This is a genomic window from Acidimicrobiales bacterium, from assembly GCA_041394265.1.
GTDB lineage: Bacteria > Actinomycetota > Acidimicrobiia > Acidimicrobiales > SZUA-35 > JBBQUN01.
This window is the reverse complement of sequence record JAWKIO010000005.1, coordinates 1,873,116-1,896,630: the sequence shown is the minus strand read 5'-3', so window position 1 is coordinate 1,896,630 and position 23,515 is coordinate 1,873,116. Positions and strand designations below refer to the sequence as shown.

The 23,515-nt window shown below is 66.7% G+C and carries 27 protein-coding genes and 1 tRNA gene; 14 read left to right on the top strand and 14 right to left on the bottom strand.

Annotated elements, in window-relative coordinates:
• Positions 1 to 17: 17 nt before the first annotated feature.
• From R2733_09285 to R2733_09270, 4 genes are all read left to right on the top strand, one after another.
• Positions 18 to 91 (top strand) — tRNA-Ile (locus R2733_09285).
• A 103-nt stretch (positions 92 to 194) separates the two neighbouring features.
• On the top strand, positions 195 to 335 hold the full coding sequence (locus R2733_09280; protein ID MEZ5376689.1) for a hypothetical protein: 141 nt from the start codon (positions 195 to 197) through the stop codon (positions 333 to 335).
• Positions 335 to 1,318: a Gfo/Idh/MocA family oxidoreductase gene (locus R2733_09275; GenBank protein ID MEZ5376688.1), complete on the top strand. Its 984-nt coding sequence runs from the start codon at positions 335 to 337 to the stop codon at positions 1,316 to 1,318. The genes R2733_09280 and R2733_09275 overlap by 1 nt, the downstream gene beginning before the upstream one ends.
• 164 nt (positions 1,319 to 1,482) lie before the next feature.
• On the top strand, positions 1,483 to 2,361 hold the full coding sequence (locus tag R2733_09270) for a FliA/WhiG family RNA polymerase sigma factor (protein ID MEZ5376687.1): 879 nt from the start codon (positions 1,483 to 1,485) through the stop codon (positions 2,359 to 2,361).
• Between the two features lie 35 nt (positions 2,362 to 2,396).
• Here R2733_09270 and R2733_09265 read toward each other — a convergent pair whose 3' ends face one another.
• The 4 genes from R2733_09265 to rpmB all read right to left on the bottom strand — a co-directional run bounded on the left by R2733_09265 (position 2,397) and on the right by rpmB (position 4,717).
• Positions 2,397 to 3,137 (bottom strand): maleylpyruvate isomerase family mycothiol-dependent enzyme, encoded by a 741-nt coding sequence (locus R2733_09265; GenBank protein ID MEZ5376686.1) that lies wholly within the window; start codon positions 3,135 to 3,137, stop codon positions 2,397 to 2,399.
• A 79-nt stretch (positions 3,138 to 3,216) separates the two neighbouring features.
• On the bottom strand, positions 3,217 to 4,194 hold the full coding sequence (locus R2733_09260; protein ID MEZ5376685.1) for a lysophospholipid acyltransferase family protein: 978 nt from the start codon (positions 4,192 to 4,194) through the stop codon (positions 3,217 to 3,219).
• A 119-nt stretch (positions 4,195 to 4,313) separates the two neighbouring features.
• A complete protein-coding gene (gene rpmG / locus R2733_09255) occupies positions 4,314 to 4,481 on the bottom strand; it encodes a 50S ribosomal protein L33 (protein ID MEZ5376684.1) in 168 nt (55 codons plus the stop codon).
• Entirely contained in the window at positions 4,481 to 4,717 is a 237-nt protein-coding gene (gene rpmB / locus R2733_09250) for a 50S ribosomal protein L28 (protein ID MEZ5376683.1), read from the bottom strand. The genes rpmG and rpmB overlap by 1 nt, the downstream gene beginning before the upstream one ends.
• A 306-nt stretch (positions 4,718 to 5,023) precedes the next feature.
• On the opposite strand from rpmB, the gene R2733_09245 reads away from it, so the two are divergent.
• Positions 5,024 to 6,244, top strand: a complete 1,221-nt coding sequence (locus R2733_09245) for a DUF4214 domain-containing protein (GenBank protein ID MEZ5376682.1) — start codon at positions 5,024 to 5,026, stop codon at positions 6,242 to 6,244.
• 5 nt (positions 6,245 to 6,249) lie between these two features.
• Here the strand turns inward: R2733_09245 and R2733_09240 are convergent, their stop codons facing one another.
• The 4 genes from R2733_09240 to R2733_09225 form a co-directional block, all read right to left on the bottom strand.
• Positions 6,250 to 7,602, bottom strand: a complete 1,353-nt coding sequence (locus tag R2733_09240; protein ID MEZ5376681.1) for an aspartate aminotransferase family protein — start codon at positions 7,600 to 7,602, stop codon at positions 6,250 to 6,252.
• A 10-nt stretch (positions 7,603 to 7,612) separates the two neighbouring features.
• Positions 7,613 to 9,565 carry an ATP-binding protein gene (locus R2733_09235; protein ID MEZ5376680.1) on the bottom strand — a complete coding sequence of 651 codons (1,953 nt, stop codon included), beginning with the start codon at positions 9,563 to 9,565 and terminating at the stop codon, positions 7,613 to 7,615.
• A complete protein-coding gene (locus R2733_09230; GenBank protein MEZ5376679.1) occupies positions 9,562 to 10,731 on the bottom strand; it encodes an FIST N-terminal domain-containing protein in 1,170 nt (389 codons plus the stop codon). Before R2733_09230 ends, R2733_09235 begins: the two co-directional genes overlap by 4 nt.
• Positions 10,732 to 11,127: 396 nt before the next feature.
• Complete coding sequence (locus R2733_09225) at positions 11,128 to 11,388, bottom strand: hypothetical protein (protein MEZ5376678.1); 261 nt, start codon at positions 11,386 to 11,388, stop codon at positions 11,128 to 11,130.
• On the opposite strand from R2733_09225, the gene R2733_09220 reads away from it, so the two are divergent.
• The 6 genes from R2733_09220 to R2733_09195 all read left to right on the top strand — a co-directional run bounded on the left by R2733_09220 (position 11,372) and on the right by R2733_09195 (position 16,422).
• Positions 11,372 to 12,481, top strand: coding sequence for a DUF2786 domain-containing protein (locus tag R2733_09220; GenBank protein MEZ5376677.1), 1,110 nt, complete (start codon positions 11,372 to 11,374; stop codon positions 12,479 to 12,481). The genes R2733_09225 and R2733_09220 overlap by 17 nt on opposite strands.
• A gap of 58 nt (positions 12,482 to 12,539) precedes the next feature.
• Positions 12,540 to 13,166 (top strand): hypothetical protein, encoded by a 627-nt coding sequence (locus R2733_09215; protein ID MEZ5376676.1) that lies wholly within the window; start codon positions 12,540 to 12,542, stop codon positions 13,164 to 13,166.
• A complete protein-coding gene (locus R2733_09210; protein ID MEZ5376675.1) occupies positions 13,163 to 14,434 on the top strand; it encodes a DUF4214 domain-containing protein in 1,272 nt (423 codons plus the stop codon). The genes R2733_09215 and R2733_09210 overlap by 4 nt, the downstream gene beginning before the upstream one ends.
• The gene (locus R2733_09205) at positions 14,431 to 15,222 is read left to right on the top strand and encodes a hypothetical protein (GenBank protein ID MEZ5376674.1); all 792 of its coding nucleotides are present in this window, start codon (positions 14,431 to 14,433) and stop codon (positions 15,220 to 15,222) included. The genes R2733_09210 and R2733_09205 overlap by 4 nt, the downstream gene beginning before the upstream one ends.
• Positions 15,223 to 15,302: 80 nt before the next feature.
• Complete coding sequence (locus tag R2733_09200; protein MEZ5376673.1) at positions 15,303 to 15,908, top strand: hypothetical protein; 606 nt, start codon at positions 15,303 to 15,305, stop codon at positions 15,906 to 15,908.
• 31 nt (positions 15,909 to 15,939) lie between these two features.
• A complete protein-coding gene (locus R2733_09195; GenBank protein ID MEZ5376672.1) occupies positions 15,940 to 16,422 on the top strand; it encodes a hypothetical protein in 483 nt (160 codons plus the stop codon).
• A gap of 9 nt (positions 16,423 to 16,431) precedes the next feature.
• On the opposite strand, the gene R2733_09190 is transcribed toward R2733_09195, so the two are convergent.
• Entirely contained in the window at positions 16,432 to 16,728 is a 297-nt protein-coding gene (locus R2733_09190) for a DUF1905 domain-containing protein (GenBank protein ID MEZ5376671.1), read from the bottom strand.
• A 5-nt stretch (positions 16,729 to 16,733) separates the two neighbouring features.
• Positions 16,734 to 17,378, bottom strand: coding sequence for a TetR/AcrR family transcriptional regulator (locus R2733_09185; GenBank protein MEZ5376670.1), 645 nt, complete (start codon positions 17,376 to 17,378; stop codon positions 16,734 to 16,736).
• A 74-nt stretch (positions 17,379 to 17,452) separates the two neighbouring features.
• Between R2733_09185 and R2733_09180 the strand changes: the two genes are divergently transcribed.
• The 3 genes from R2733_09180 (at position 17,453) to R2733_09170 (ending at position 19,165) form a co-directional block, all read left to right on the top strand.
• Positions 17,453 to 18,244 carry an SDR family NAD(P)-dependent oxidoreductase gene (locus R2733_09180; GenBank protein MEZ5376669.1) on the top strand — a complete coding sequence of 264 codons (792 nt, stop codon included), beginning with the start codon at positions 17,453 to 17,455 and terminating at the stop codon, positions 18,242 to 18,244.
• 76 nt (positions 18,245 to 18,320) lie between these two features.
• Entirely contained in the window at positions 18,321 to 18,632 is a 312-nt protein-coding gene (locus tag R2733_09175) for a helix-turn-helix transcriptional regulator (GenBank protein MEZ5376668.1), read from the top strand.
• A complete protein-coding gene (locus R2733_09170) occupies positions 18,629 to 19,165 on the top strand; it encodes a hypothetical protein (GenBank protein ID MEZ5376667.1) in 537 nt (178 codons plus the stop codon). Before R2733_09175 ends, R2733_09170 begins: the two co-directional genes overlap by 4 nt.
• 21 nt (positions 19,166 to 19,186) lie before the next feature.
• Here R2733_09170 and R2733_09165 read toward each other — a convergent pair whose 3' ends face one another.
• From R2733_09165 to R2733_09150, 4 genes are read right to left on the bottom strand one after another with little or no spacing between them, the layout of a single operon-like run.
• Positions 19,187 to 20,890 (bottom strand): AMP-binding protein, encoded by a 1,704-nt coding sequence (locus R2733_09165; protein MEZ5376666.1) that lies wholly within the window; start codon positions 20,888 to 20,890, stop codon positions 19,187 to 19,189.
• A 38-nt stretch (positions 20,891 to 20,928) separates the two neighbouring features.
• The gene (locus R2733_09160) at positions 20,929 to 21,738 is read right to left on the bottom strand and encodes an enoyl-CoA hydratase-related protein (protein MEZ5376665.1); all 810 of its coding nucleotides are present in this window, start codon (positions 21,736 to 21,738) and stop codon (positions 20,929 to 20,931) included.
• Positions 21,739 to 21,772: 34 nt separating this feature from the next.
• Complete coding sequence (locus R2733_09155) at positions 21,773 to 22,252, bottom strand: aromatic-ring-hydroxylating dioxygenase subunit beta (GenBank protein ID MEZ5376664.1); 480 nt, start codon at positions 22,250 to 22,252, stop codon at positions 21,773 to 21,775.
• Complete coding sequence (locus R2733_09150) at positions 22,249 to 23,499, bottom strand: aromatic ring-hydroxylating dioxygenase subunit alpha (GenBank protein MEZ5376663.1); 1,251 nt, start codon at positions 23,497 to 23,499, stop codon at positions 22,249 to 22,251. Before R2733_09150 ends, R2733_09155 begins: the two co-directional genes overlap by 4 nt.
• Between the last annotated feature and the right edge of the window lie 16 nt (positions 23,500 to 23,515).

The following is a 23,515-nucleotide window of genomic DNA, read 5'->3' as shown; positions in this document are numbered from 1 at the left end:
TCGTGGCCGTTCGCCTCGGGGCTATAGCTCAGTTGGTTAGAGCGCACCCCTGATAAGGGTGAGGTCACAAGTTCAACTCTTGTTAGCCCCACGAAGCGTGTCGAGATGCCACCCCCTCGGGTGGCATCTCCAGTTTTTCGGTGCCTCGAGCACTCACCGGCTGACGCCACGGTGACCACTGCTACGGTGTCGCCATGATCACCCTGGTCCGACGAGTCGTTGCCGCCATGTCGATGGCCGGGCTCGTCGCCGCTTTCTTCCGCCTACGGGGTACAGGCGGAACGCCGCCCCGCAGCGGTGGCTGGCGTGAGGTCACCGACGACGATCTCCGCTGATGCGACTGGCGGTGGTCGGCCTCGGCGCCGCCGGAACCCATGCCGCTCGGCAACTGGCGAGCAGCCACCCCGAGCAACTCGCGCTGTTCGATGTCGATGAGCGGCGGGTACTTGCGGCACTGGAACACCATGAATTGGGGATCGCCATACTGGGCGACATCGGTGGCGGTGGTGCCGACGTGGTCATCTTGGCCACACCGGCCGGTACGCATGCCGAACTGGCGAGAGCCATTGTGCGAGACGGTCGCCATGTCGTTTCCATCACCGATCATCCGGGCGACGTTGCCGGCCTTCTCGAGTTGGGTCACGAGGCCGAGGCGAACGACTGCACCGTGCTGGTGGGTGCGGGGTTCGCCCCCGGGCTGAGTTGTCTCCTGGCGCGCCGTGCAGCCGACCGTCTCGACGTGGTCGAATTCGTGTCGGTCGCGAAGAGCGGCACCGGCGGTCCTGCCTGCGCTCGTGAGCACCATCGAGCGATGAAGCACCCCGGTCACGAGTTGCAGCACGGGGACTGGGTGGTGCGGGCCGGCGGGTCCGGCCGTGAACTGGTGTGGTTCCCCGATCCCATCGGCGCCCGCGATTGCTATCGGGCGGATCTCCCGAGTCCACTCCTGCTGCAGCGGGTCTTCCCGCAGGCAACTCGATTGACCGCTCGAGTGTCGGCGACCCGGCGTGATCGCCTCACCTCAAGACTGCCCATGCTCCGTCCGCCTCACGCCGATGGTGGTCCTGGGGCGATCCGCGTCGAGGTGCGGGGCCGGTGCGGCTCGCGGGTCGAAACGTTGGTCTATGGCGTCGCCGACCATCCGTCCCTTGCCGCCGGCACCGTGGCGGCCGTGAGTGCCATCGACCTGTTGGGCCCCGATGTCCGCCCCGTCGGTGCCTACGGGCTGGCCGAACATCCCGGCCGACTCGAGCTGCTGCGGACCCTGCGACACCGTGGTGTGCGGGTCGAAACCTACGAAGGATCCGGCCTCGTGTAGCAAAATGTGGACTGATCTCACGCCAGGCGCGAGATTTTGCTCAAGGAACCACCCAGAGTGGCCGATTGATCCGTAGGGAAAAAATTCTCGAATTTCTCCTCAAGTTCTGTGTTCTGTGTGCCGAGAACCTTTGGCGTATGGAGGACAACCAGAGGATGAAGACGATGGGCGAGATGACGAAGGCCGAGATCAACGGGCGGATCGAGGCGAACCTGCCGCTCGTGAAGCACGTGGTGTTCCAGGTGGCGGTGCACTTCCCCCGCCACGTCGACCGGGAGGATCTGGCTCGGGCCGGCGCCCTCGGTCTGGTCGAAGCATCACGTCGGTTCGATGAGAGTCGGGGCGTGCCGTTCGAACGCTTTGCCGCACAGCGAATCCGGGGGGCGATCCTGGATTCGGTGCGAGCGGCCGACTGGGCCCCCCGTTCGGTGCGCCTGTTGGCCCGTCGACTCGAGGCGACCGAACAGCAGCTGGCGTCGGAACTCGGGCGAGTGCCGTCGCTGCCCGAGATGGCCAACGAACTGGGCGTGTCGGTCGATGAACTCGCGAAACTCCAAGACCGTCTGTTCCGCTCGGTCGTCCTGGCGCTCGATCACGAGACCAGCGACGAAGGCGACGAGGAACTGACCCTGGTCGACGTGCTCGAGGACCGGAGCTCGGTCGAGCCGCTCGAGGAGCTCGAGACCCGCGAGCTGCACGCCTACCTGCGTGACGCTGTGGGCCTGCTGCCCGAACGTCAGCGGTTCGTCGTCGTCGGCTACTTCCTGGAGGGTCGTACCTCGGAGGAGCTGGCCCGGTTCCTGGGTGTCACCGAGTCCCGGGTGAGCCAGCTGCGTTCCGAGGCGCTGCGCAATCTGAAGTTGGGGATCGAGGCCCAGTACGACGACGAGATGCCGAGCGAACCTTCTGGCCGGGTCGCCAAGCGTCAGGCGGCCTACGCCGAAGCCGTGTGCGGCGAATCCAACTGGAAGAACCGTCTCGGCCGGTGGGACGGCGACTACGACGTGCCCGAGGAACCCCTGCTCCCGGTCATCGCTGTCTGAACCATCGCGGTCTGATCCGAGGCAGGATCACCGGATCAGAATGTGGTGGCGGCCTGCCACCGATCGAGCAGGCTCGCATCGCCGAACAGTTCCAGGCGACTCGGGGGGAGACGACTCCACAACGCCAGGAGCAGATCGGAGACCGGACCCCGTGCGGCGACATCGCCCTTGGCGTGACCCGTGGTCCAGGTGATCTCGGTTGGCCCGAGTGTGACCAACCACTCGCCATCGTCGATGTCGGTCGCGTGGAGATGGATGACCTCGCCGGTCCCCGCCAACGCATCGAAGCTGAGACGTGTCGGAGCGAACGTCTCGAAAACCTCGTCGACGCCGTCGCGCGCCAACGCGGGGTCGATGGGCTGCGGCGAGCGGATGGCCGATTCGGCATCCCAGCGATGCATAGCCGTTTCGTGGGCCAACCGGCGGAGCCACCAGCGGGCGGGTTGCGGTCCGGTGAAGGTGGGAACGATGCGCTCGAGGTCGACGGCGTCGAAGGCCGCCATGAGAGCATCGGCACCGTCGGCGAACCAGTCGAGGACGGCCTCGCCCAGTGGCGGCTCGGGGACATCGGCGCGCCGCGGCGGCTGATCCGGAGTGGCGGCCAACGCCAGTGTCACGTAGCGAAACACCCAACCCGTGTGGCCGATGACGGTGCCGACCGTCCAGCCCTCGATGTGTGGCAGGTCGATGTCGAGATGGTCCGGCGAGATGGCGCGCAGCCGCGTCGTCTCTTCGCTGAGGAATTGCCGGTACTCGGTGCTGGACAGCTGAGGCATCGCAGACAGTCTTGCACTTCGGGGCTGGTCAGCGGCGGACATCGCCGGCATTGAGCGCTGGCCTCTGCGGACGAGTGGGTCAGCGAGCTCGGTGCTCGCTGACCCACTCGTCGAGCGCGAGCCACTGACCATTGAGCCAGTCCACCTGGTCGGCCGGGTCGGTGGGAACCGTCGAGCGGTCGACTTCCCACCAGCGAACGATGACGGGGTGGTGGAGGGGGAGATGTCGGCGCAGACCGCTCAGCTCGGCGACGCCTTCGAGGCCGGTGTGCGCGAGGATGACGATCGGGGAGTCGGGGCAGTTCGCAAGCAACGCCAGCGTGCCGGCCGGCTTGGGCGGGAGCAGATGCGTGAGCTGCTCGTTGAGACGCAGCGCCGTGTCGTCGCCTCGTCGAGCGAGCGACTCACTGACGCGACGTTTGGTGTTCGGCGTGGCGTAGGTGCCTTCGGGGAAGATGACGAGTCCGGCATCGGGGTGCGCCTGCGCGGCCAGGTCGGCGATCTGCGCGACTTCGGCATCGGTATCGCCGGTGCGGTCGACGAAGTGATTGCCGAGGCGATGCCCGTAGATGTCGATGTTCGGGACTTGCAGCAGTTCCTTCTTCATGACGTAGTGGACCGGTCGCTCGAACCTGGTGGGAAAGAGGTGAGCCGGAATGATCGCATCGACCATGCTGGCGTGGCGGCTGAGCATGATCACATTGCCCTCGGGCAGCGGAACGCCATCGGCGTCGATGTGGACCGACAGGAGCCGATCTGCCCAGCCGAGGAGTGAGGTCGACCACCAGCCCTGCATCCAGACGTGTGCGTCGTTGCGCATGCGGCGCCCGAAGCCTCCGGTCGTCCAGAGCCAGGCGGCATAGCTGATCCCGATCCACTCGTGGAAACAGAAGACGAGCGCGAACGCCCACAACCGCACCAGGGGGAGATCGAAGCGCCCGGTCATCACATCGAAGAGCACGATGATCGGTACGACGAGCGGGCTGAGCACGAACCACAACGGCACCGCGAGCAGCACGGCGGGAATGGTCGTGAGTCGCCGCTTGAGTGCTTGCACCAGGGCAAAACTAGTGGGTTCGGCCCCGTTGTGGTGCCAACGCGAAACGGCGCACCCGGTGGTGCGCCGTTTCGAGGTCGTTTGGCTCGCTCGTCAGCCGAGCGGAACGGGAGGAGCGATCAGCGCTCTTCCTTGAAGATCACATGGCGACGCAGCACGGGATCGTACTTGCGAAGCTCGATGCGCTCACGAGTGTTGGTCTTGTTCTTGCGAGTCGTGTACGTGAAACCGGTGCCCTCGGTGGAGCGCAGCTTGATCACGGGACGCTTGTCACCTGCTTTGGCCATCAGATCTTCACTCCTCGGCGGCGCATGTCGGCAACGACGGTCTCGATGCCCTTCTTGTTGATGGTCTTGATGCCCTTGGCACTGACCGTCAGCTTGACCCAACGCTTCTCGCTCGGGAGCCAGAAACGCTGCGTTTGGATGTTCGGATCCCAGCGCCGCTTCGTCACGCGGTGAGAGTGGGAGATGCTGTTACCGAAGCTCGGCTTGCGGCCGGTGACTTGGCAGACCATCGACATGGCGGTGACCTCTTCAGACGTTCGACTGGTGGTGACCGAATGGCCACGACCGACCGCCAAAGGGTAGCGGCCCATCCACTCGGCTCCACCCGGGTGACGGTGTCAGCAGCCGCGGAGGGCGCGGGGAGCCATCGCTCCTCCACCCATCGAGCCCGGCTCAAGGTAGCGATGCCCGATCCGCACGGCGCGGATGGTGCAAATGACCCATACGCATGTTGGGCAAATATGTCGATACGGTGACGAAACCCGTTCAAGGCGAAAGTTCGGACCACGCAATGGTCGACAGCGCCTGTGAAGGAGATCCCCTTGCTGAAGAAACGCCTGACCGGAGTTGCCGTGGCCCTCAGCGCCCTCGCAACTGCCGTCGTCGCAGTCCCTGCCAGCCCTGCGGGAGCCGAGGTCGTCGTGCACGACATCGTGCTGCCGGTCGATGCCGCTCATCTCGACAGCGTCTATTGGTCCGACACCTTCGGTGCGCCCCGTAGCGGTGGCCGCTCCCACCTCGGTGTCGACATGATGGGTCCGAAGGGCACGCCACTCCTGGCCGCGGCCGACGGTGTGATCACCTGGTTCCGCCACGACATCACCCGAGGGAACTACTTCGCCCTCACGGCCGATGACGGCTGGAAGTATCACTACTCCCACATGAACAACGACACGCCGGGCACCGACGATGGAGCGAACCCGTTCGAGTTCGCCTACGCCCCGGGTATGGGTCAGGGCGTTCGAGTCACTGCCGGCCAGCTGGTGGGCTACATGGGTGATTCGGGCAACGCGGAGAACTCCGGTTCGCACCTGCACTTCGAGATCGAGACGCCCGATGGGGTGTCGATCAACCCGACCCCGAGTGTCGACGCGGCGAAGACCCGAGTCGGGTTGCCGTCGATTCCGGCCAGCATGCTCGGCCCGTTCGACTCCACGCTGGCCATGAGCACCGATGTCTTCACCACCTTCACGGGTCGGGAACCGACCTCGGCCGAGGCGATCGTGCTCGCCAATGCCGTGGTCTCCGACGGGCTGGCCAGCGCCATCGCTCCGTACGTGAACTCCTCGTCGTCGGTCGCCCAGATCGACCGGCTGTATGTCGCCTACTTCCTCCGTCGTCCCGACTTCGCCGGTCTCCAGTACTGGCTCGAAACCCGAGGGTCGGGCACCACGGTCACCCAAATCGCCGACTCATTTGCCGATGGCGACGAGTTCAAGGCCCGCTACGGCGAACTCACCTTCGGCGATTTCGTCGACCAGCTGTACCGCGACGTGCTCCATCGTGAGCCCGATGAGGCGGGCAAGGCCTACTGGTTGGCGGAGCTCGCGGCCAAGCGCGTCACTCGGGGCAACATCGTCGTGCAGTTCACCGAGGGTCAGGAACTCATCGGGCTCACCGCCAAGCGCAGCGAAGTCGTCGGGCTCATGGCGCTGTTCTCCGACATCGCGCCGACCGACGCCGAGATCGACGCCTGGATCACCGCTCGGGCCACGATGTCGCTGTCCGAGGCCATCGACGCCTGGTTCGTCAACGCCGGCTGACCGGCTCAGTCGGTCGGGATCGATCCACACCAGGCCTCGACGGCATCGCAGAAGCCGTCGATCTGCTCCGAGGTGACCGGGATCGACAGGGCGATGAAGCCGCGCCGCGCCAGGTAGTACCCGGCGTCGAGCATGTCGAAGAAGAAGAGCTCGCGGTAGCGCTCGTCGGCTCCGGTGAGATCGGCGGGCGTGGTGACCGGGCCGGGAACGGCGTGGATGTTCATGAGCGACCCGAGACCCGTCACCGACATCGGCACGCCGGCGCGTTCGAAGCTGGTCGACAGGCGACGGCGCAGATCCTCGCCCTTGTCGTTGAGCGACCCGATGGCATCGGCCGTGACCACCTGCTCCAGCGTGGCCACACCGGCGGCCATGGTGAGGACGTTGTTGTTGAAGGTACCGGCGTGGCCGAGTGGCTCCAGGCCGGCGAGCGGTCCGTCGTCGCCCGATCGATTGGTGTCGTAGATCGACAGGATGTCGGCCCGGCCACCGAAGGCACCGAAGCTCATGCCGCCGGCGAGGTACTTGCCGAAGGTGGTGAGGTCGGGCAGCACGCCGTACCGCTGTTGTGCACCACCGGGCGACAGGCGCGACGTCATCACCTCGTCGAAGATCAGCAGGCTTGCGTGATCGTTGCAGAGCTGGCGGAGCCCCTCGAGAAACGCCGGTTCGGCGGGGATGCACCCACCCGACCCGAGCATCGGTTCGACCAGCACGGCGGCAATGTCGCTGCTGCGGCGCTGCATGATCTCGACCACCGATTCGAGGTCGTTGAACGTGGCGATCTCGGTGTCGAACGGAACGTTGATGGCGCGTCCGTAGCTGCCGTAGGTCAGCACGCCGCCGTGGTAGCCGCCGGCGAACACCACGATGGCCGGGCGTTGCGTGACGTGGCGGGCCGTCGAGATGGCCATGAGGTTGGCCTCGGTGCCAGAGTTGGTGAAGCGGACTCGTTCGAGCGACGGAAAACGTTCGACCATGAGTTGGGCGAAGCGGATCTCGTCGGGATGGGTGGCGCCGAGCGCCCAACCCGACGACATTGCTGCCGCCACGGCGTCGGCGACCGGAGTGGGGGAGTGGCCCGCCAGCCCGGCGGTGTAGTTGCCGAGCAGGTCGACGACGGTCAGGCCGTCGACGTCGGTCAGCGTTGCACCCTCGGCCCGTGCGACCCGGAACGGGAAGGGATCGAAGTGCAGCACGGTCCGGGTGTGGCCGCCGGGAAGGAACCGGCCGGCCTCGTCGGCCATCGCCTGCGAGGTGGGTCGTTTCGCCACGTAGTTCGCTCGAGCAGCACCGAGTCGTTGGTCGAGGCTGGGTCGTTCGTCGGGGCTGGGTCGTTCGTCCGGAGGGAGCGTCACCGCACGGACGCTACTGGCCGACACCTCGACCGTCGAGAGCCCGGTCATCGCTCAACTTGGCCAGGGCCCGACGGAGGTGGTCCATCTTGAGGGGCTTGGCCAGGTAGTCGGTCATGCCGGCGTCGAGGCATCGCTCGCGGTCGCCGGCCAGTGCGTTGGCGGTGAGCGCGAGAATGGGGACGGTCGAGCCCGCGGCGCGGAGCCGGCGGCTGGCGTCGAAGCCGTCGAGCACGGGCATCTGGCAGTCCATCAGGACGGCGGTGAACGGTCGCTCGAGTGCCGCCTCGACGGCCTGGCGCCCGTCGGTGACCATCTCGTAGGTCACGCCCATGTGGTCGAGGATCGCCTTGATGAGGATCTGATTGATCGTGTTGTCCTCGGCGACGAGGAGGTGGGGCACCTCGCCTCCGGAAGCCATGGTGGCGTCGTCATCGGCGAGTCCGGGCTCGTCGTTCTTGCCTGGCGCGAGGCCAACCGGAACGGTGAAGGCGAACGAGGATCCCACGCCGATCTGGCTGGCGACGGCGATGTTGCCCTCCATCAGTTTCACGGTCTCGCGGCAGATGCTCAGCCCCAGGCCCGTGCCACCGAAGGTCCGTGTGGTGGAGACGTCCAGCTGATTGAACGGGGCGAACAGATCGTCGAGTCGGTCGCTGGGAATGCCGACGCCGGTGTCTTCGACGACGAAGCGGAGTGTGGTTTGGGTGGGTGTGGTCTGGGTGAGAGTGGTGCCATCACCGTGAGGTCGACGCGATGTGGGTGGGTCGATCCGGTCGACCAGCAGGCGAACACTGCCGTGGCGGGTGAACTTGATGGCATTGCCAACGAAGTTGACCAGGACCTGGCGAATGCGTCCCGGGTCGCCAACCACGCGGCGGGGCAGGTCGACGCCGTGCACCACCGACACCGCCAGGCCGTTCGCCTGCGCCCGCGGCCCGAGGAGCGACATGACGTCGTCGGCAACGCGTGCCGGGTCGAAGTCGACCTTCTCGAGTTCGGTCCGGCCGGCCTCCAGCCGCGAGAAGTCGAGGATCTCGTTGATGATGTCGAGGAGGGCATCGCCCGAGGTCCGGGCGACGGAGATCCAGTGCCGCTGCTGATGGTCGAGCTCGGTGTGAGCGACCAGTTCGAGCATGCCGAGAACGCCGTTCATCGGTGTGCGGATCTCATGGCTCATGTTGGCCAGGAACTGGGACTTCGCCTCGGCGGCTCGTTGGGCCTCCCGCAGGGCTCGGGCCAGGCTTTCCATGGTCTCATTGCGCTCGGTGCTGTCATCGAACAACAGCACCATGCCGGTGATCTTGGTGCCTTCGACCAGCGGAGTGATCGACGCCCGCACCGGGCGACGATCGCGACCGGCATTGATGTCAGCGGCATTGATCTTGGCGGCACTGGTGTTGGCGGTAGCGGTGTGGCCGTGCCGAGAGCACAGGTAACCCACGGTTCCGGTGATGTCCTCACCGTCGGTGAGGTCTCGCCAGAGTTGTTCGATGGTGAGGAGTTCACCGCTGCGAGGATCCTTGAGCGAGAACCGGGCGAGCACGTCGGTCCCGGAGTCCGGCTCGCCACCCAACAGCGCGATCGCGGCTTCGTTGACGAACAGCACCTCGTCGTCTGAGTTGATGGCCACGAGACCGTGGTCGAGCGCCGAAATGACCGACCGACGCCGGTCGTTCTCGACGGCCAGCTGTTCCTCGGTGTGCTGCTCGAGCCGATGGCGGTAGCTGCGCATCTCGATCGTGGAGATGTCGAGCGCCCGCTCCAGTGTGTAGCGGGTGAGTTCGTTCTCCCGGTAGGTCCGATCGACGCGTTGGAGAAGGGCCATCAGTGCCGCAGGTTCGATGGGACGTCCGGCCACGATGCCGGCACGTCGAAGCTGGCGGCGAAGGTTCGGGTGGGCACCTTCGATGAGCTCGCCGTCGAAGGACTGCTCGTTCGCGGCGTCGCCCGTGCCGCTCGTCATGACCGTTCCGAGATGGCGGTGATCGTCATCGACTGGTTGTGCACGGTGGCGTTCACCTCGTCGGTGGGTGCGATCTCGCCGTAGGAATAGAACCCGAGAACGTGAGCCGCGTCGCCGAAGTGGTGGGCCACGACATCGAGTTCGTCCTCGGTCTCCTCCCCCAATGCCATCCGTCGTCCGACGCAGCTGACCGCGAGGGCGAGGCAGGGTCCCGATGCCGGGGTGTCGATTTGCATTGCCGCCTGCGCAGCGCCATCGAGGAGCCGATCGGTGGAGCCGAGCATCAGCGAGCAGACCGAACCCTCGGGGAGCGTGGCTGCGAACGTCATGGAGCGGGCAGCGTCGTCGATCGAAAGGATTGTTCGCACCACCTCACTGCCGTCGGGGAGCGTGACGGCGAGGGGGAGGAGCAGCGCCGCGCTCGGCAGCTCCGCGGTTCGGTCGCCCAGATAGTGCTCGTAGATGTCGAGCACGGGTTCGTCGTCGAGTTCGTAGAGAATCGGTCCGTCTGATCTCGTGACGAGCCGAGGTGGGCCGAAGGAGCGCCAGCCGTTGGCCACGCCGTGGTCCACGACGACGTCATTGCCGTAGAGGCCGACGAGCGTGAGGTGGGCGGTACGGGGGACGCCGTCCACCAGCGTCCACGAGCGCTCGAACTCGAGCCCGTCGCCGGCGACACCACCGGAAATCGCAACGTTCGGGTCGATCGCAGATCGGACGCCTTGGAGCGCTGCGTCGACGTCGGCCGACAGCCCGTCGATGAACATCAGCACGGCGCTGAGTCGCTGACCCTGGACCGTCGGCGACGCCAACTCGGCGCCCGCCTCTGCTCCAGCGAAGCCGGCATCGTCGGCGACCGACCGGGACACGACTCGGACCGGCGTGGTCGCGAACTGGAGCAAGGCCACGACCACCGAACCATCGCTGATGGCGTCGCCGAGCACCTCGCCGGCGGTCGAGCATCCGACCAGTTCGAGCTCGGGGTAGGCCTCGTACAGCGCTGCGGTTGCCGGGGTCGCCATCTCGATGTCGTGCGTTCCGAAGGCAAGGCCGAGGACCGGTCCGGTCCATGTCGGAAGGGGTCGGTCCCACGCGCCCGGTCCCGGCGACTCAGCCGGGATGTCGAGCTGACACGGACGGGTGTAGCGGCGCAGTTCGAGCAGCATGCAAGTGCCTCGGAGACGTTCGGATCTGGTCGCAGTTTCGGTATCCGGCGGCGGTGATATGAGTCGACGCCCGTTGCCGGCAGCGCTGCGCGCGAGGAGTGAACGGAGACCCAACACGGTCGGTGGTGTTCGCGCCACTCCAACACGAGTCGCGCGTGAGTCAACGCATGCCGCGCGAGAATGACAGCGCTGGAGTTTCGGGGGACAACCGGGTCGAAACCCTGAAAATCCAACCTTTTCTCTTGTGGATAAGTCTGTGGGCTTTGTGGAAAGGTGGCGGGCGGGAGCCGCCGTACCAGCGAACGGCCATGGCCTGATCCTCACACTGGGTGACATCTGAGTGAACCGGGGGCGACCAGTGCGTGTTGCTGCGTCGACCCCGGGTCTCGGGGCGTGTCACCCCGCCTGGGTAGGGTCGTTCTCGATGTCGGCGGTGCTGCGCACCGGCGACGGCTCGCCGATCACGATCGGCCCGATCGCACGACAACGAACAGAGCTACCCATGTCGTCCTCCTCACGTTCATCCTCAACCTCGGCGTCCCACATCTCCTCATCCCATGCAGCCTCATCCCATGCAGCCTCATCACCCGGCTGCCCTCCTTGGCCCGATCCGACCCTGCCGAACCGAATCGAATCCGAGGTGACCTCGCGGGTCACCGATGCCTACCGACGGGGCTGGCAACCCGCAGAGCTGCTTCGTCAGGCCCGCCGTGAGGCTCCGCCGTCGGTCGCCGTGATCGCGACCCTGGCGGTGGCGGCCGAACACCGGTCGCGCCCCGATCGCGCGTACCACCCTCGATGGCTCGATCATGTGGCCGGGCTCGAGCTTCCCGACGAGGGTGTCGAGTCCGGCTGGCTCGTTGCTGCATTGGCCGAGCACCCATCCATCACGACCGCCGACCTCCGATCATTGGTCGCTGCGTGGTCAGGACTGCCGGAGCTGCCGTGCCTGCTTCCGCCACCGGCGGGTATCGATCTGCCCCTCGCCGTCGAACTGCTCGACTCGCTCGGGCCGGATCCCGTCCTCGACAAGGTGCGGGCCCTGTTGGCGAAGGCCGAGGCCACCACCTTCGCCGCCGAGGCCGACGCGTTCACGGCCAAGGCACACCAGTTGATGGCTCGGCATCTGATCGACGAGGCCCTGGTGGCCGCGAGCTCCCGACCTTCGAATGCCACGCGGACGCACCCGATCACGATCCGCCTGCCGATCGACGCTCCCTATGAGACCCCGAAGGCCACGCTCATCGCCGTGGTCGCCGACGCCGGCGGATGTCGCGCGGTCCACCACTCCGCGCTCGGCCTCACCTCGGTGGTCGGGCATGCCTCCGACGTTGCCGCCGTCGAGGTGCTGTTCACCTCGTTGCTCGTCCAAGCCCAGTCGGCCATGGCCGAGCAGGCCCGCCTCGGCCCCACCCATCGCAGCCGCGGGTTCCGCTCCTCCTTCCTCCGGGCGTATGCCTTCCGGGTTGGGGAACGGCTGCGCGAGATCAACGCCGAGGTCCAGCAATCGGTCGAAGCCGACACGGGCACGTCGTTGGTGCCGGTCCTCGACCAGCGAGCCTCGGAGGTTCGCGAGGTCTTCGATCAGCTGTTCACCAAGGTCATCCCCGGCCGTGCGCCGCGCCAGTGGGACCACCACGGTGTGGTGTCCGGACGCTCGGCCGCCGACCGGGCACAACTCGATACCGCTGCGGTGAGCTCGGCGAAACGCCAACCCGCAGTGCCTGGCCCTTCCGCCACCTCCGGGTGACCCGCCATCGAGAGTTGATCTTGGGCGGTGCGCTCCCTTGGCTATGCTCTCGCCCGTCATGAGCATCCTGTCCGGACTTTTTGCGACCCTGTTGGTGGCACTCATCCTGTCGGGCGCCGACAAGCTGCGCCGCCCTGCCGGCGCCGGCCGGGCGCTGCTCACGGCCCGGCTCGTGTCGGGACCTCCGCAACGTCGGTTCGCCCGAGCCAAGTGGTCGGCCCGATTCCTCGGGCTGATCGAGGTGGCCGTCGGCAGTGCGGTCGCCGTCGTGTTCCTCAGTACGTCGGTGGCCGACACCTGGCGTGTCGTCGGATCGGGCGGCGTGGCGATGCTCTACCTGGGATTCAGCTGGTTCCTCCGTCGAGTCGAATCCATCGACCCCGGTGCGTCGTGCGGCTGTTTCGGCAACGCGTCGGTCACCGGTCCGCTCCACCTCGTCGCCAACCTCGTCGCCGTTGCGGTGTCGACGGTCATGGCGCTGTTGGTCTCGCTCGGGGCCGACACCTCCGTGTTGGGTGACGAACTGGCCGCCGGCACCCGAATCGTTCCGTTGACTGCGGCGATCGTCGTTGCCGCGCTGCTGTTCCTGCTGACCCCGTCGTTGGTCACCGACCTTCGACGAGCGCAGCGCCCAACGACTCCTACCGTTCCCACCTTCACGATCGCAACGCCGATCCAGCCATGACCTTCACCACCACCCTCACCAACCGTGCGGCGTCCGTACTCGAGCGGCGCACGAGCCGACGGGGCTTCGTCGGACGTACCGCAATGGTCGGGAGTGCGGTTGCCGTGAGTGGCACCAGCTACGTTCTGCGACCCGGAACGGCCTACGCCTCGATCTGCCGCTGTCCGCGCCAGGCGGTGGCTGCAGGCACCGAACGGCTGTGCGACTGCGGCGACCTGTGTTGCGACGGCTACACCGAATTCTGTTGCCAGATCTATGGTGAGAACGCCTGTCCGACCAACACGATCCTCGCGGGGTGGTGGAAGGTCGACAACTCGACCTTCTGCGACGGCGCAGCCCGCTATTACATGGACTGTAACCAGACCAACCCCAACTGTGGTTGCGGCGCTCGGGGCGTGTGTCGACCGGCCGACAACGAGTGCGGCTGCCGAACCTGCGACTCACGGGCCGACGGTTGCACGTCGTTCCGCTACGGCAACTGCAACAACGACATCGCCTGCGTCGGCCCGATCATGTGCCGAGTGGTCACCTGTACCAAGCCGTGGGAGATCGACCCCGGCTGCTCGACCATCGCCCGGACCGACCCGGCCACGGCGTTCCACCATCGGCCGTGCCTCGAGGCACCCGTCGAGCCGACGCCCGAAGCGCTGGCCTTCGCCGATGCCATCTTCATGGACTACCTCGAGCGTCCGCCCACCGACGCCGAACACCTCGAGTACGCAACCCGTACCACCAGTGGCGAGAATCGCAGCCACATCTCGATGTCACTGGCCCGGACCGCGGTCTACATCGGCTACTTCGTGGAAATGCTCTATCAGTCCGTGTTCGGCCGCTCGGCCGATGCCGCCGGGCTCGACTATTGGACGGCTCAGATCCTCGGCGGCGTCACGCCGGCCCGCGTCGCCGCCCTCTTCTACGGCTCACCAGAGTTCTTCGAAGCGTCCGGCACCGTCGATGCCTACGTTGCTCGCCTCTACCGCGAGATCCTCGATCGCGAGCCGGAACCCGACGGGTTGGCCTTCTGGACTGCCGATGTCGAGGGCACCGACGACCGGCTCGGCGTCGCGGCGGCGTTCTACGGATCGATCGAGTCGCGACGCCGCCGAGTCAGAAACCTCTACCTGCGGTTCCTCGACCGGGAACCCGACGACGCCGGACTCGAGTTCTGGGCGGGTCGCCTGCTCGTCGACGACGACCTCGAACTGGCCACCTTCCTGTCCGGCAGCGAGGAATACCTTGCTCGTGCCATCGAACGGTTCGCCCCATGACCGTCGTCGTCTGGCTGCTCGTCGTCATCGTCGGCCTGCTGAGCATGCTCGTTGTCGGCTTGCTGCGTAGCCACGCCGTGATCCTGCGCGCCCTCCACGACGCCGGCATCGACCTCGATCCCGATGGCGTCGGTCATCACGGCTCGGCCGGCTCGAGCGGTCTGCGTCCCACCGTCGAGTTCGCATCCGATACCGCACCCACGATCCGCACGATCGACGGGGTTCCGGGACCGGTCGAGCTGACGGGCATGCGCGCCCCCGACATCGTCGGCGAAACGCCCTCCGGCGGCGGGCGTACGATTGCCGTGAACGGGCGAAGCGCCACGCTGCTGGCTTTTCTCACCACGGGCTGCGCCACCTGCGCCACCTTCTGGTCCGAGTTCGCCAACGGCGCCCGGCTCCCGGCAGACACCCGGTTGGTGATCGTCACCAAGGGCGGCAACGAGGAAAGCCCCGCCGATGTCGCCGCCATGGCGCCTGCCGGCGTCGTCACGATCATGTCGAGCGACGCGTGGGACGACTACCGCATCCCCGTGGCGCCGTACTTCGTGCTGGTCGACGGTCGCCGCGGCATCGTCGCCGGCGAAGGTGCCGCACACAGTTGGGCGCTCGTTTCTCAGCTGCTCGACCGGGCCCTGGCCGATGCCGGCTATGCCGAGGGCGACCTCCGCCGCCGCGACGTGTTGATGGGGCGCCGTCGTCAGGAACGTATCGACCTCGATCTTCGCGCCGCCGGTATCGAGCCGGGCGACCCACGACTTCACCATCGCCCGGTCGACTCCGAGTGATCGCAGCCATCGTCGTCGTCGGCGTGACCGCCGCAGTGCTGGGCGCCATCCGTTCGACCTGGTCGCCCTGAGGCGAGTCGATGCTCTCGAGCATCCACCCCCTCGGTGAGCGGGGTCGACGAAACCACTTCTCCACGACAGCGACGGCCTTCACGCTCGGCAGCGCCGTTGGTGGCGCGTTCACGGGGCTGCTCCTGGGGTCGATCGGCGCCGCTGTCAACCTGGTGCCGCTCGTCGCCGGTGATCGCCGCCGTCTCGTCGCCGTGGCCGTGGTGGCAGTGATCGCCGTGTTCTTCGATCTTTCCGGCCGGGCGCTGCCGTCGGTGCGGCGGCAGGTCAACGAGGACTGGATGGGTGCGTTCCGAGGCTGGGTGTACGGCGCCGGCTTCGGGTTCCAACTGGGCGCCGGCATCACCACCTACATCACGTCGGCCGCAGTGCTGCTCTGGCTGTTCACGATGGTGGCGGTCGGGAGCATTCCGGCGGCAGTACTCATCGGCGTGACGTTCGGTGCCGTGCGTGGCTCGTCGATTCTCTTCGCCCGCTCGATCACCACGCCGGATCGACTGGTCGACTTCCATCGACGGCTCCACGCCTCGGTCCCTCGGATTCGACTGGCGACCCGAGCGGCCTTGATCATCTTGGCCGTGGCGACGGCTGGCCTGGCCCTCACGGGCGCGCCGTGACCACGCCGAGCAGCGCGAAAGGACGTGATACATGACCGACAACGACGACCCCTCGGATCTCACGCTGATGCGTACCGCCTCGATGCGGGTCGGGTTGCCGGCTGGATGGGAAGCCGAGATCGACAACGGATCGGGTGAGGCCGAGGCCGGCACGGTGGTCGCCACCCCTCGGGCGCACATCGCCAACTTCGCGCTCCCGCCGAACCGAGGTGATTTCGGCAGCGGTGCCGTCGAGCGGATGCAAGCCGGCGACGTCTTGATCTGCCTGCTCGAGGAGGACCCGGCGGTCATCGGTAGTCGATTGTTCGACCACGCCGGGCTGCCGAGTGTCACCGCCGAGGACTTCTCGCCCACCGGCATGCAGCGTCCGATTCGTGGACAGTCAGGGGCGCAGAAGTTCTTCCACGTGAACGCTCGAGCGTTCGCTCTCTACGTGGTGGTCGGTAGTCATCTGTCGAGAGCGTCGTTCATCGACGAGATCAACCAGGTGATCGCCGCCATCGACGTGTCGTGATTCGGGCGGTCACCCCATCAGCATCGTCAGCGTGACCGCCACGGTGTCACCCACGTCGATCCCCGCCTTGGAACGGATCTCCTTCTTCACGGGGAGGTCGTAGGGTCCGGCCTTCTTCTTTGGGAAGACGCTGGTCTTCCACTCGTGACCGTCGATCTCGACGCGGACCCGCACCGAGCCGAACCCGCCGATGTGCGGCGCCAGCTCGCGGATGACGTCGCTCTCGTCCTCGGGCACGGTCAGGAACACCCACGATCCGCCGGGGTGGAGCCACAGCGGAGCGTCGAACTCGAAGGTCGGTTCCACGGTGCTCAGCCCCGCAATCCGGTCATGATCAGCGCCACCGCCTCGCGCTCCAGGTCGACCCGGGCCGCCGTTGCCGCCCTGGGCCACTCGGCGACCCAGTTCAGTTGTCCGATGATGAGGAGTCGAAGGCGGATCGGGTCGATGTCGGCGCGAATTGCGCCGTGGTCCTGCGCTGCCGTGATGATCGAATGCCAGTAGTCGCCGTAGCCTCGTTGCGCCGCCCGGTATCGGCGCTGGGTCTCGGGCGGCAATTGACCGAGGAGCCGCAGGCTGGCCGAGGCGACGTCGGTGGGGTCGAGGATCACCGACAGGTGGGCCCGGATCGCCGTTTCGAGGATGCGCTGGTGGTCGGCGTCGTTCGGCAACGCTTCGACGGTGGTCCGCACGGTGTCGAACACTTCGCGGACGCCACGCCGGAGCACGTGATCGACGATGTCGTCGCGATCGGCGAAGTGGTAGTAGAGGCTGCCGGCCTGGATGCCCGCCGCTCGCGCGATGTCGCTCAGCTTCGTGCCGGCGTAGCCCCGGTCGGCGAGCACGCGGGCAGCCGAAGCGATGATGCGTTCGCGAGTCAGCTCGGACTTCGACAGGGGCCGGGTGCCGACCGGGGTCGAAGCCGATGGATCGGCGGGCGTCTTCTTGGCGACCATCGGTGAGCGAGCCTACTCCCCGGAGCGATCGAGCTTCTTGCTCGTCTTTCGAAACCTCATTAGGTTTTTCCACCATGGATCTCGGCCTTGGTTCGGCAGCTGTCATCGTCACCGGCGGAGGCTCGAACATCGGGCGTGGGATCGTCCACGCGTTCGCGGCCGAGGGTGCGCGCATCCTGATCGCCGATCGGGATCGCGACCAGACCGCCCTGGTGGTGCGCGAAGCGCTCGATCGAGGTGCGGCGCAGGTCGAGTCGATTGCCGTCGATGTCACCAGCGAAGGGGCGGGCACCGCCATCGTCGGCGCAGCGATCGGTCACTTCGGTGCTGTCGATGTGCTGGTCAACAACATCGGCTGGAGCGTGCCGGCGTTCTTCAAGGCGACGGATGCGACCGAGTGGCAGAAGACGTTCGATCTCAACCTGATGTCGGCGTTCGTCTGTACCCATGCGGTGCTCGAACCCATGCAGCGGGCCGGCCGTGGGTCGATCGTGTTCATCTCGAGCGATGCGGCGTTCGGCACCGTTCGTACCGCCACCTACGGAGCCGCCAAGGCCGGACTGATCGCCTTCGCTCGCACGATTGCCCGCGAGCACGGTCGCGACGGCATCCGCGCCAACGTGGTGTGCCCGGGGGTGGTGCTGCCCGAGGAGGGCGCCATCGGCGCCGGCAGCCTTTGGGACGGGGGACGAGAGGCGATCTTCAACGACGCCCAGCTCGACAACATCCGCCACTCGATCCCGCTCCGTCGACTCACCAATGCGGCCGACATCGCGAACGCCGTGCTGTTCTTCGCCTCCGAGACCATGGGCCGCCAACTCACGGGCCAGGTGGTGTCGGTCAGCGGAGGATTCGCCATGCCGTAGCTCAGCGACATCTGAGCGTTGCTCGGTTGACATCCGAGCGTTGCTCGGGTGGTATCCGATCGGATACCATGTTGCCATGGACGCAGGAGTGTTGGTTCGAGAGTCTCGGCGCCGCTCGGGTTTGTCGTTGCGTGAGCTTGGCGCGCTGGCCGGGACCTCGCACTCGACGCTGGCCGCCTACGAGCGCAGACGAAAGGTCCCGTCGGCCGCAACGTTGAACCGAATCGTCGAGGCCGCCGGTTTCGATCTCGACACCACATTGCGCCGTCGGGTCCGCGGAACGGCGGCGCTGCCCCGAGGCGACGAGCTGGAGGCCGTCCTCGATCTCGCTGCGGCCTTCCCGGCGCGCCACTCGACACGACTCGACGCACCGGTGTTCGGCCGTTGAGACTGGTCGAACAAATCGTCGAACTCCATGCGCGACTCGACGCGTCCGGCATCCCCCACGCGTTCGGTGGAGCGCTCGCCCTGGCGTGGTGCACGGAACGGGCGCGAGGCACGATCGACATCGATGTCAATCTGTTCGTCGACATCGATCAGGCCGAGCTCGTCTTCGCTGCGCTGCCCGAGGCGATGGTGATCAGCGACCAAGACCGAAGGCAGATCATCCGCGATGGCCAGACTCGGTTGTGGTGGGACACCACACCGGTCGACGTGTTCTTCAACACCACACCGTTCCATGCCGATGTCGCCGATCGAGTCCAGATCGAGGCGTTCGCCGGGGCCGAGATCCCATTCCTGGGGTGCGACGATCTTGCCGTGTTCAAGGCCTTCTTCGATCGGACCAAGGACTGGGCCGATCTCGAAGCGATGCACGAAGCGGGAACGCTCGATGTCGCCCGCGTGCTCGGCGTCCTCGTCACGTACCTGGGTGGCAGCGATCCGCGGGTCGAACGGCTTCGCCAACTCGTTCTGGGTTGACGATGCCGACCGGCTGGCTGCTCAGCTCGACAACGCCTCCACGGCCATCGGCACGAGCTTGTACTTCTGCACCTTGCCTGTCGGCGTGGTCGGCAATGCCGCAGGGGTGATGAAGAGGATGTGGCGCGGCCGCTTGAAGCGGGCGAGGTTTGCTCGGCAGACCTCGATCAAGGCCTCGCTGTCGAGCTCGGCCCCTTCCTCGGGAACGACGTAGACGCAACCCACCTCACCCCAGCGGTCATCGGGGACACCGATCGCATACGCCTGACTCACCCCCGGTTGCTGGGTCAGCAGCTCCTCGATCTCCTTGGGCATGACGAGTTCGCCGCCACTCTTGTAGAGCTCCTTGCTGCGCCCGGTGAGCTGGAGGTAGCCCCGTTCGTCGACCCGCCCGAGGTCGCCCGAGCAGACCCAGCCATCTCGAAGCGACTCGGCGGTTTCCTCCGGCTTCTTCCAATACCCCAGCATGTGGGTCGGACCACTCGAAGCGAGCTCGCCCTCCTCGCCGGGCGCAAGATCCTCGCCGGTCATCGGGTCGATGGTCTTGTAGACGCAGATCGGGTGGTCGTCGGTGTCGAGCCCGGCCACACCGGCCAGCTTGGTTCGGCCGACCGTGGTGGAGTGCGTGGTCATCGAATCCTCGGGCAAGGTCAGGGTCATCGCCCCGCCGCACTCGGTCATCCCGTAGCCGGTGGTGATCTCGTCGATGCCGAGGTCGGCCTGCATCTTCTCCCACAACCAGACCGGCGCCGGCGCCGCTCCCGACAGGATCGCCCGGCACGATGACAGGTCGCGGGTCGAACGATCGGGGTGTTCGACCAGGGCGACCGACATCGTCGGGACCGCCAGGATGTCGGATGCCCGGTGCCGCTCGATGCTGGCCAGGTAGTCGGCGGGAGAGAAGGCGGTACGCGGGATGATCGCGCCGCCGACGTACATGGCGGCGAGCAGGCCTTCGACGTAGCCGAACATGTGATAGCAGGGCAGCGAGAACAGGACTCGGCGACCGTCCTCGAACGCACGCGTGAGGGCCGAGGAGTACGCCGTGCGCTGCATCGCATCGTGGGTCACCATCACACCCTTGGGAGAACCGGTGGTGCCCGACGTGTAGAGAATGTCGCCGTTGTCGTCGGGTGACACGCCGGAATCGTCGGCGCCGCCGGGTGATGCCGCGCCGGCAGCATCGAGATCGGCAATGGTCATGACCGCGTCGCGGACGCGGCCGTCGGTCGAGAACTGCACGATCTGGCGGAGGTGGGGGAGGACGTCACCACCGCCGGACTGCTCCCAGCCGGGGGCGATCTCGTCGAGCATGGCCAGCTGATCGAGGCCACCGAAGCCGGTCATCGTGACGAGGACATTGCACTCGGATTGACCGAGCACGTAGGCCAACTCGTCTCGCTGGTAGAGGTAGTTGAAGGGGATGGCGACGGCCCCGACCCGGGCCACGGCGAACTTGAGTGGGATGAACTCGAGGTAGTTGGCCATGATGATCCCGACCCGATCGCCGGGGCGGACACCGATCGAGGCCAGACCGTCAGCCAGCCGAGTGGCCCAGGCGTCGACCTCGGCGTAGGTGGTGGTGGACTCGTCGGTGATCACCAGCGGTCGGTCACCGAACTCGGCGGCCGCGGTGGCCAGGAACGAACCGAGGGTCATCGGCGTCCAGGTCGGGAAACGGGCTTCGAGCGCCTGGCGTCGTTCGTCGAATGAGGTAGTGGTCATGGCATCGTCCTGGTTCGTGAGCGGTGAAAGGAAAGAGGTCAGTCGCCGGTGAAGACCGGGCCGCGATGTTCGATCACCGCAGCCAGGCCTTCGCGGGCATCCGCAGTGCCGGAGAGTTCGGCGACGGTGCGTGCCTCTTCGGCCAGTTGCGCCTCGACCCGTGAGCCGAGTCCCGACCAGACGAGTCGCTTCGCTGCGGCGAGGGCCTTCGGTGCGCCGGCGGCCAACGTGTCGGCCAAGGCGAACGTTTCGTCGAGAAGTGCGTCGTCGGGGACGACCTTGGTGATGAGCCCGATCTCGAGGGCTTCGGCCGCCGACAGCATCGGGTTGGTCAGCACGATCTCGAGTGCCTTGCGGGCACCGACCAGCTGAGGGAGCGAGACCGACACCCCGGCGTCGGGCGCCATACCGACTCGGGTGGCGCCGGCGAGGAACTTGGCGGATTGGGCGGCCACCACGATGTCGGCCGAGCAGACCAACCCGAACCCACCGCCGCCGGCAGCGAATCCGTGGACGGCGGCAATCACCGGCGCTTGCAGGCCGAGCAACGCGCCCGTGCAGATCTGGAGCCACGAGGTGGCCTGCCGTAGGTAGTCCGGCAGGGCCTCGCCCTTGCTGGCGAAGGTCTTGATGTCGCCGCCGGCGCAGAAGTTCGGACCGGCCCCCGTGATGATCAGCACCCGGAGCGAGGGCTCGCCGTGTGCGGCCATGAGTGCGGTGTAGAGCGATTGGAGGAACGGCACGTCCATCCCGTTCGACGCCTCGGGCCGGTTGAGCGTGAGATGGGCAACCCCGTTGTCGGCGAGGTCGAGGAGGATGGTGCCGTCGGCGATGAGCGAGCGAGTCATGGGGAAGTCCGATCCTTGGCGCACGGTCGAGTGGTCAGATGAGGAAGGCGATCGACGGTTGCGCCCATTCGCGATCGACGAGGTCGACCAGCTTGTACGACAGGGCGTAGCCGCTGGCGGTGGGGCGGAGGCGGTAGGTCACGCGGCCGGCGAAGGTGTGCGAACCCCGTTCCCGGGCCTCGACGAGCACGAAGTTGGCGCCGACCTCGAGGTCGCCCTGATCGGTGGTGCCGAGGAGCTCGATGTTGGAGATGACACGCCGGAGCCTTGACGGCGGAGCTTGGGCGTAGCGACGCCCCGACTCGAGCTGCTTGACCCGTGTGCCGAGCCGGTGGCGGTTGTCGGAGATGATCGACATGTGCTCGCCGGGTCCGTCCATCTGCGCCGCCGGCACCCAGTAGACGGCGTCGTCGGTCCAGAGCTCCTCCCATTCGGCGTATCGGTGCTCATCGGCCAACCGGGCTTCGTGGTACACGAATCGTTCGACGGCTCGCAGCTGATCGTGGTCGGTCACGACCGGCCCATCATGGAGTGATAGTTCGACCAGAAGCCGCGGATCGCCGTCTCGTCGTTGGCCGTGCCGATCGGGTGGCCGTCGACGTCGACACGCTCGCGGTCGAGGCCCCGGCGGGTGTCGATCCACTCGGGCTGGAGCTGCTCGACACCCGCTTGGTTGCGCTCGTACATCTCGGCGTCGTCCGCGAGCAACAGCCCCGCCGGCCCGACCGAACCGATGCATTGCTGCAGCATTCGACGGTTCAGGTCGGGTGCCCCCTTGAACTGGAGCGACGTGACGTGCTGCACGGTCTGGTCGACCGACAGTGGCTGGATGACGAACAGGCTGATCTCGGCGATGAAGAGGTTGGGGAACACCATCACGTGTGGTGCGCCGTCGATCATGATGCGATCGGCCTCGTCGCCGTAGGTGGTTCGCATGGCGGCCACGTAGTCGGGGACTCGGCCGGCGGTGGTGCCGAACCAGGCCATGGGCTGGCCCTGCTCACGAAAGGCGGGGCGCAGGTCGTTCTCGCTATGGCCGTTGGCGAACGCCCTCGTGACTGCTGGTGACTGCTCGCCGTAGAGCTCGCCGATCGGGCTGCCGGAGATGCCGAAGATGGCGCCGTGGACGAACTGGGGGTGGTAGCCGTCGGTCTCGTTCTCGACGACGAACTTCCAGTTGGTTCGGGCCCGGTGCCTCAGCCAGCCGGTGGAGATCTCGACCTCGCCCTCGGGCGAGAGGCGAGCGAGCCGTGTCAGTTCGCCGGCGGCACCACCCAAATGTTCCAGCAGGGTGGGCCCCTCGGCTGCCATGCTGGCGAAGACGAATCCTTCGTGCTGGTCGACCCGAGGCACGCGGGCCAGGCCCAGCTCGACGGGGTCGAGCGCATCACGGCCGCCGTAGCCGTCGGGGTGTGGGTAGCCCAGGAGGCGCCCGTCGTTGCCGAAGTTCCAACCGTGGTACGGACAACGGAAGCTCGAGGCGTTGCCGTCGTTCTTCACGCAGACCTGGTTGCCACGATGCGAGCAGCGGTTGACGAGGAGGTGGATCTGTCCATCGGCCGAGCGGGTCATGACCACGTCTTGTGGGCCGACGTGTTTGCGCACGAAGTCGCCGGCGTTCGGCACCTCGCTCTGGTGGCCGACGTAGACCCAGGTGCGGTACCAGATCTTCTCGAGCTCCTCGGCGAAGATCGTTGGGTCGGTGTAGAGCGAGCCGTGAATGCGGGTCGGCTCGATCAGTGCGTCGTAGTCGGTGCTCACCACTCGGTCCTCCCGT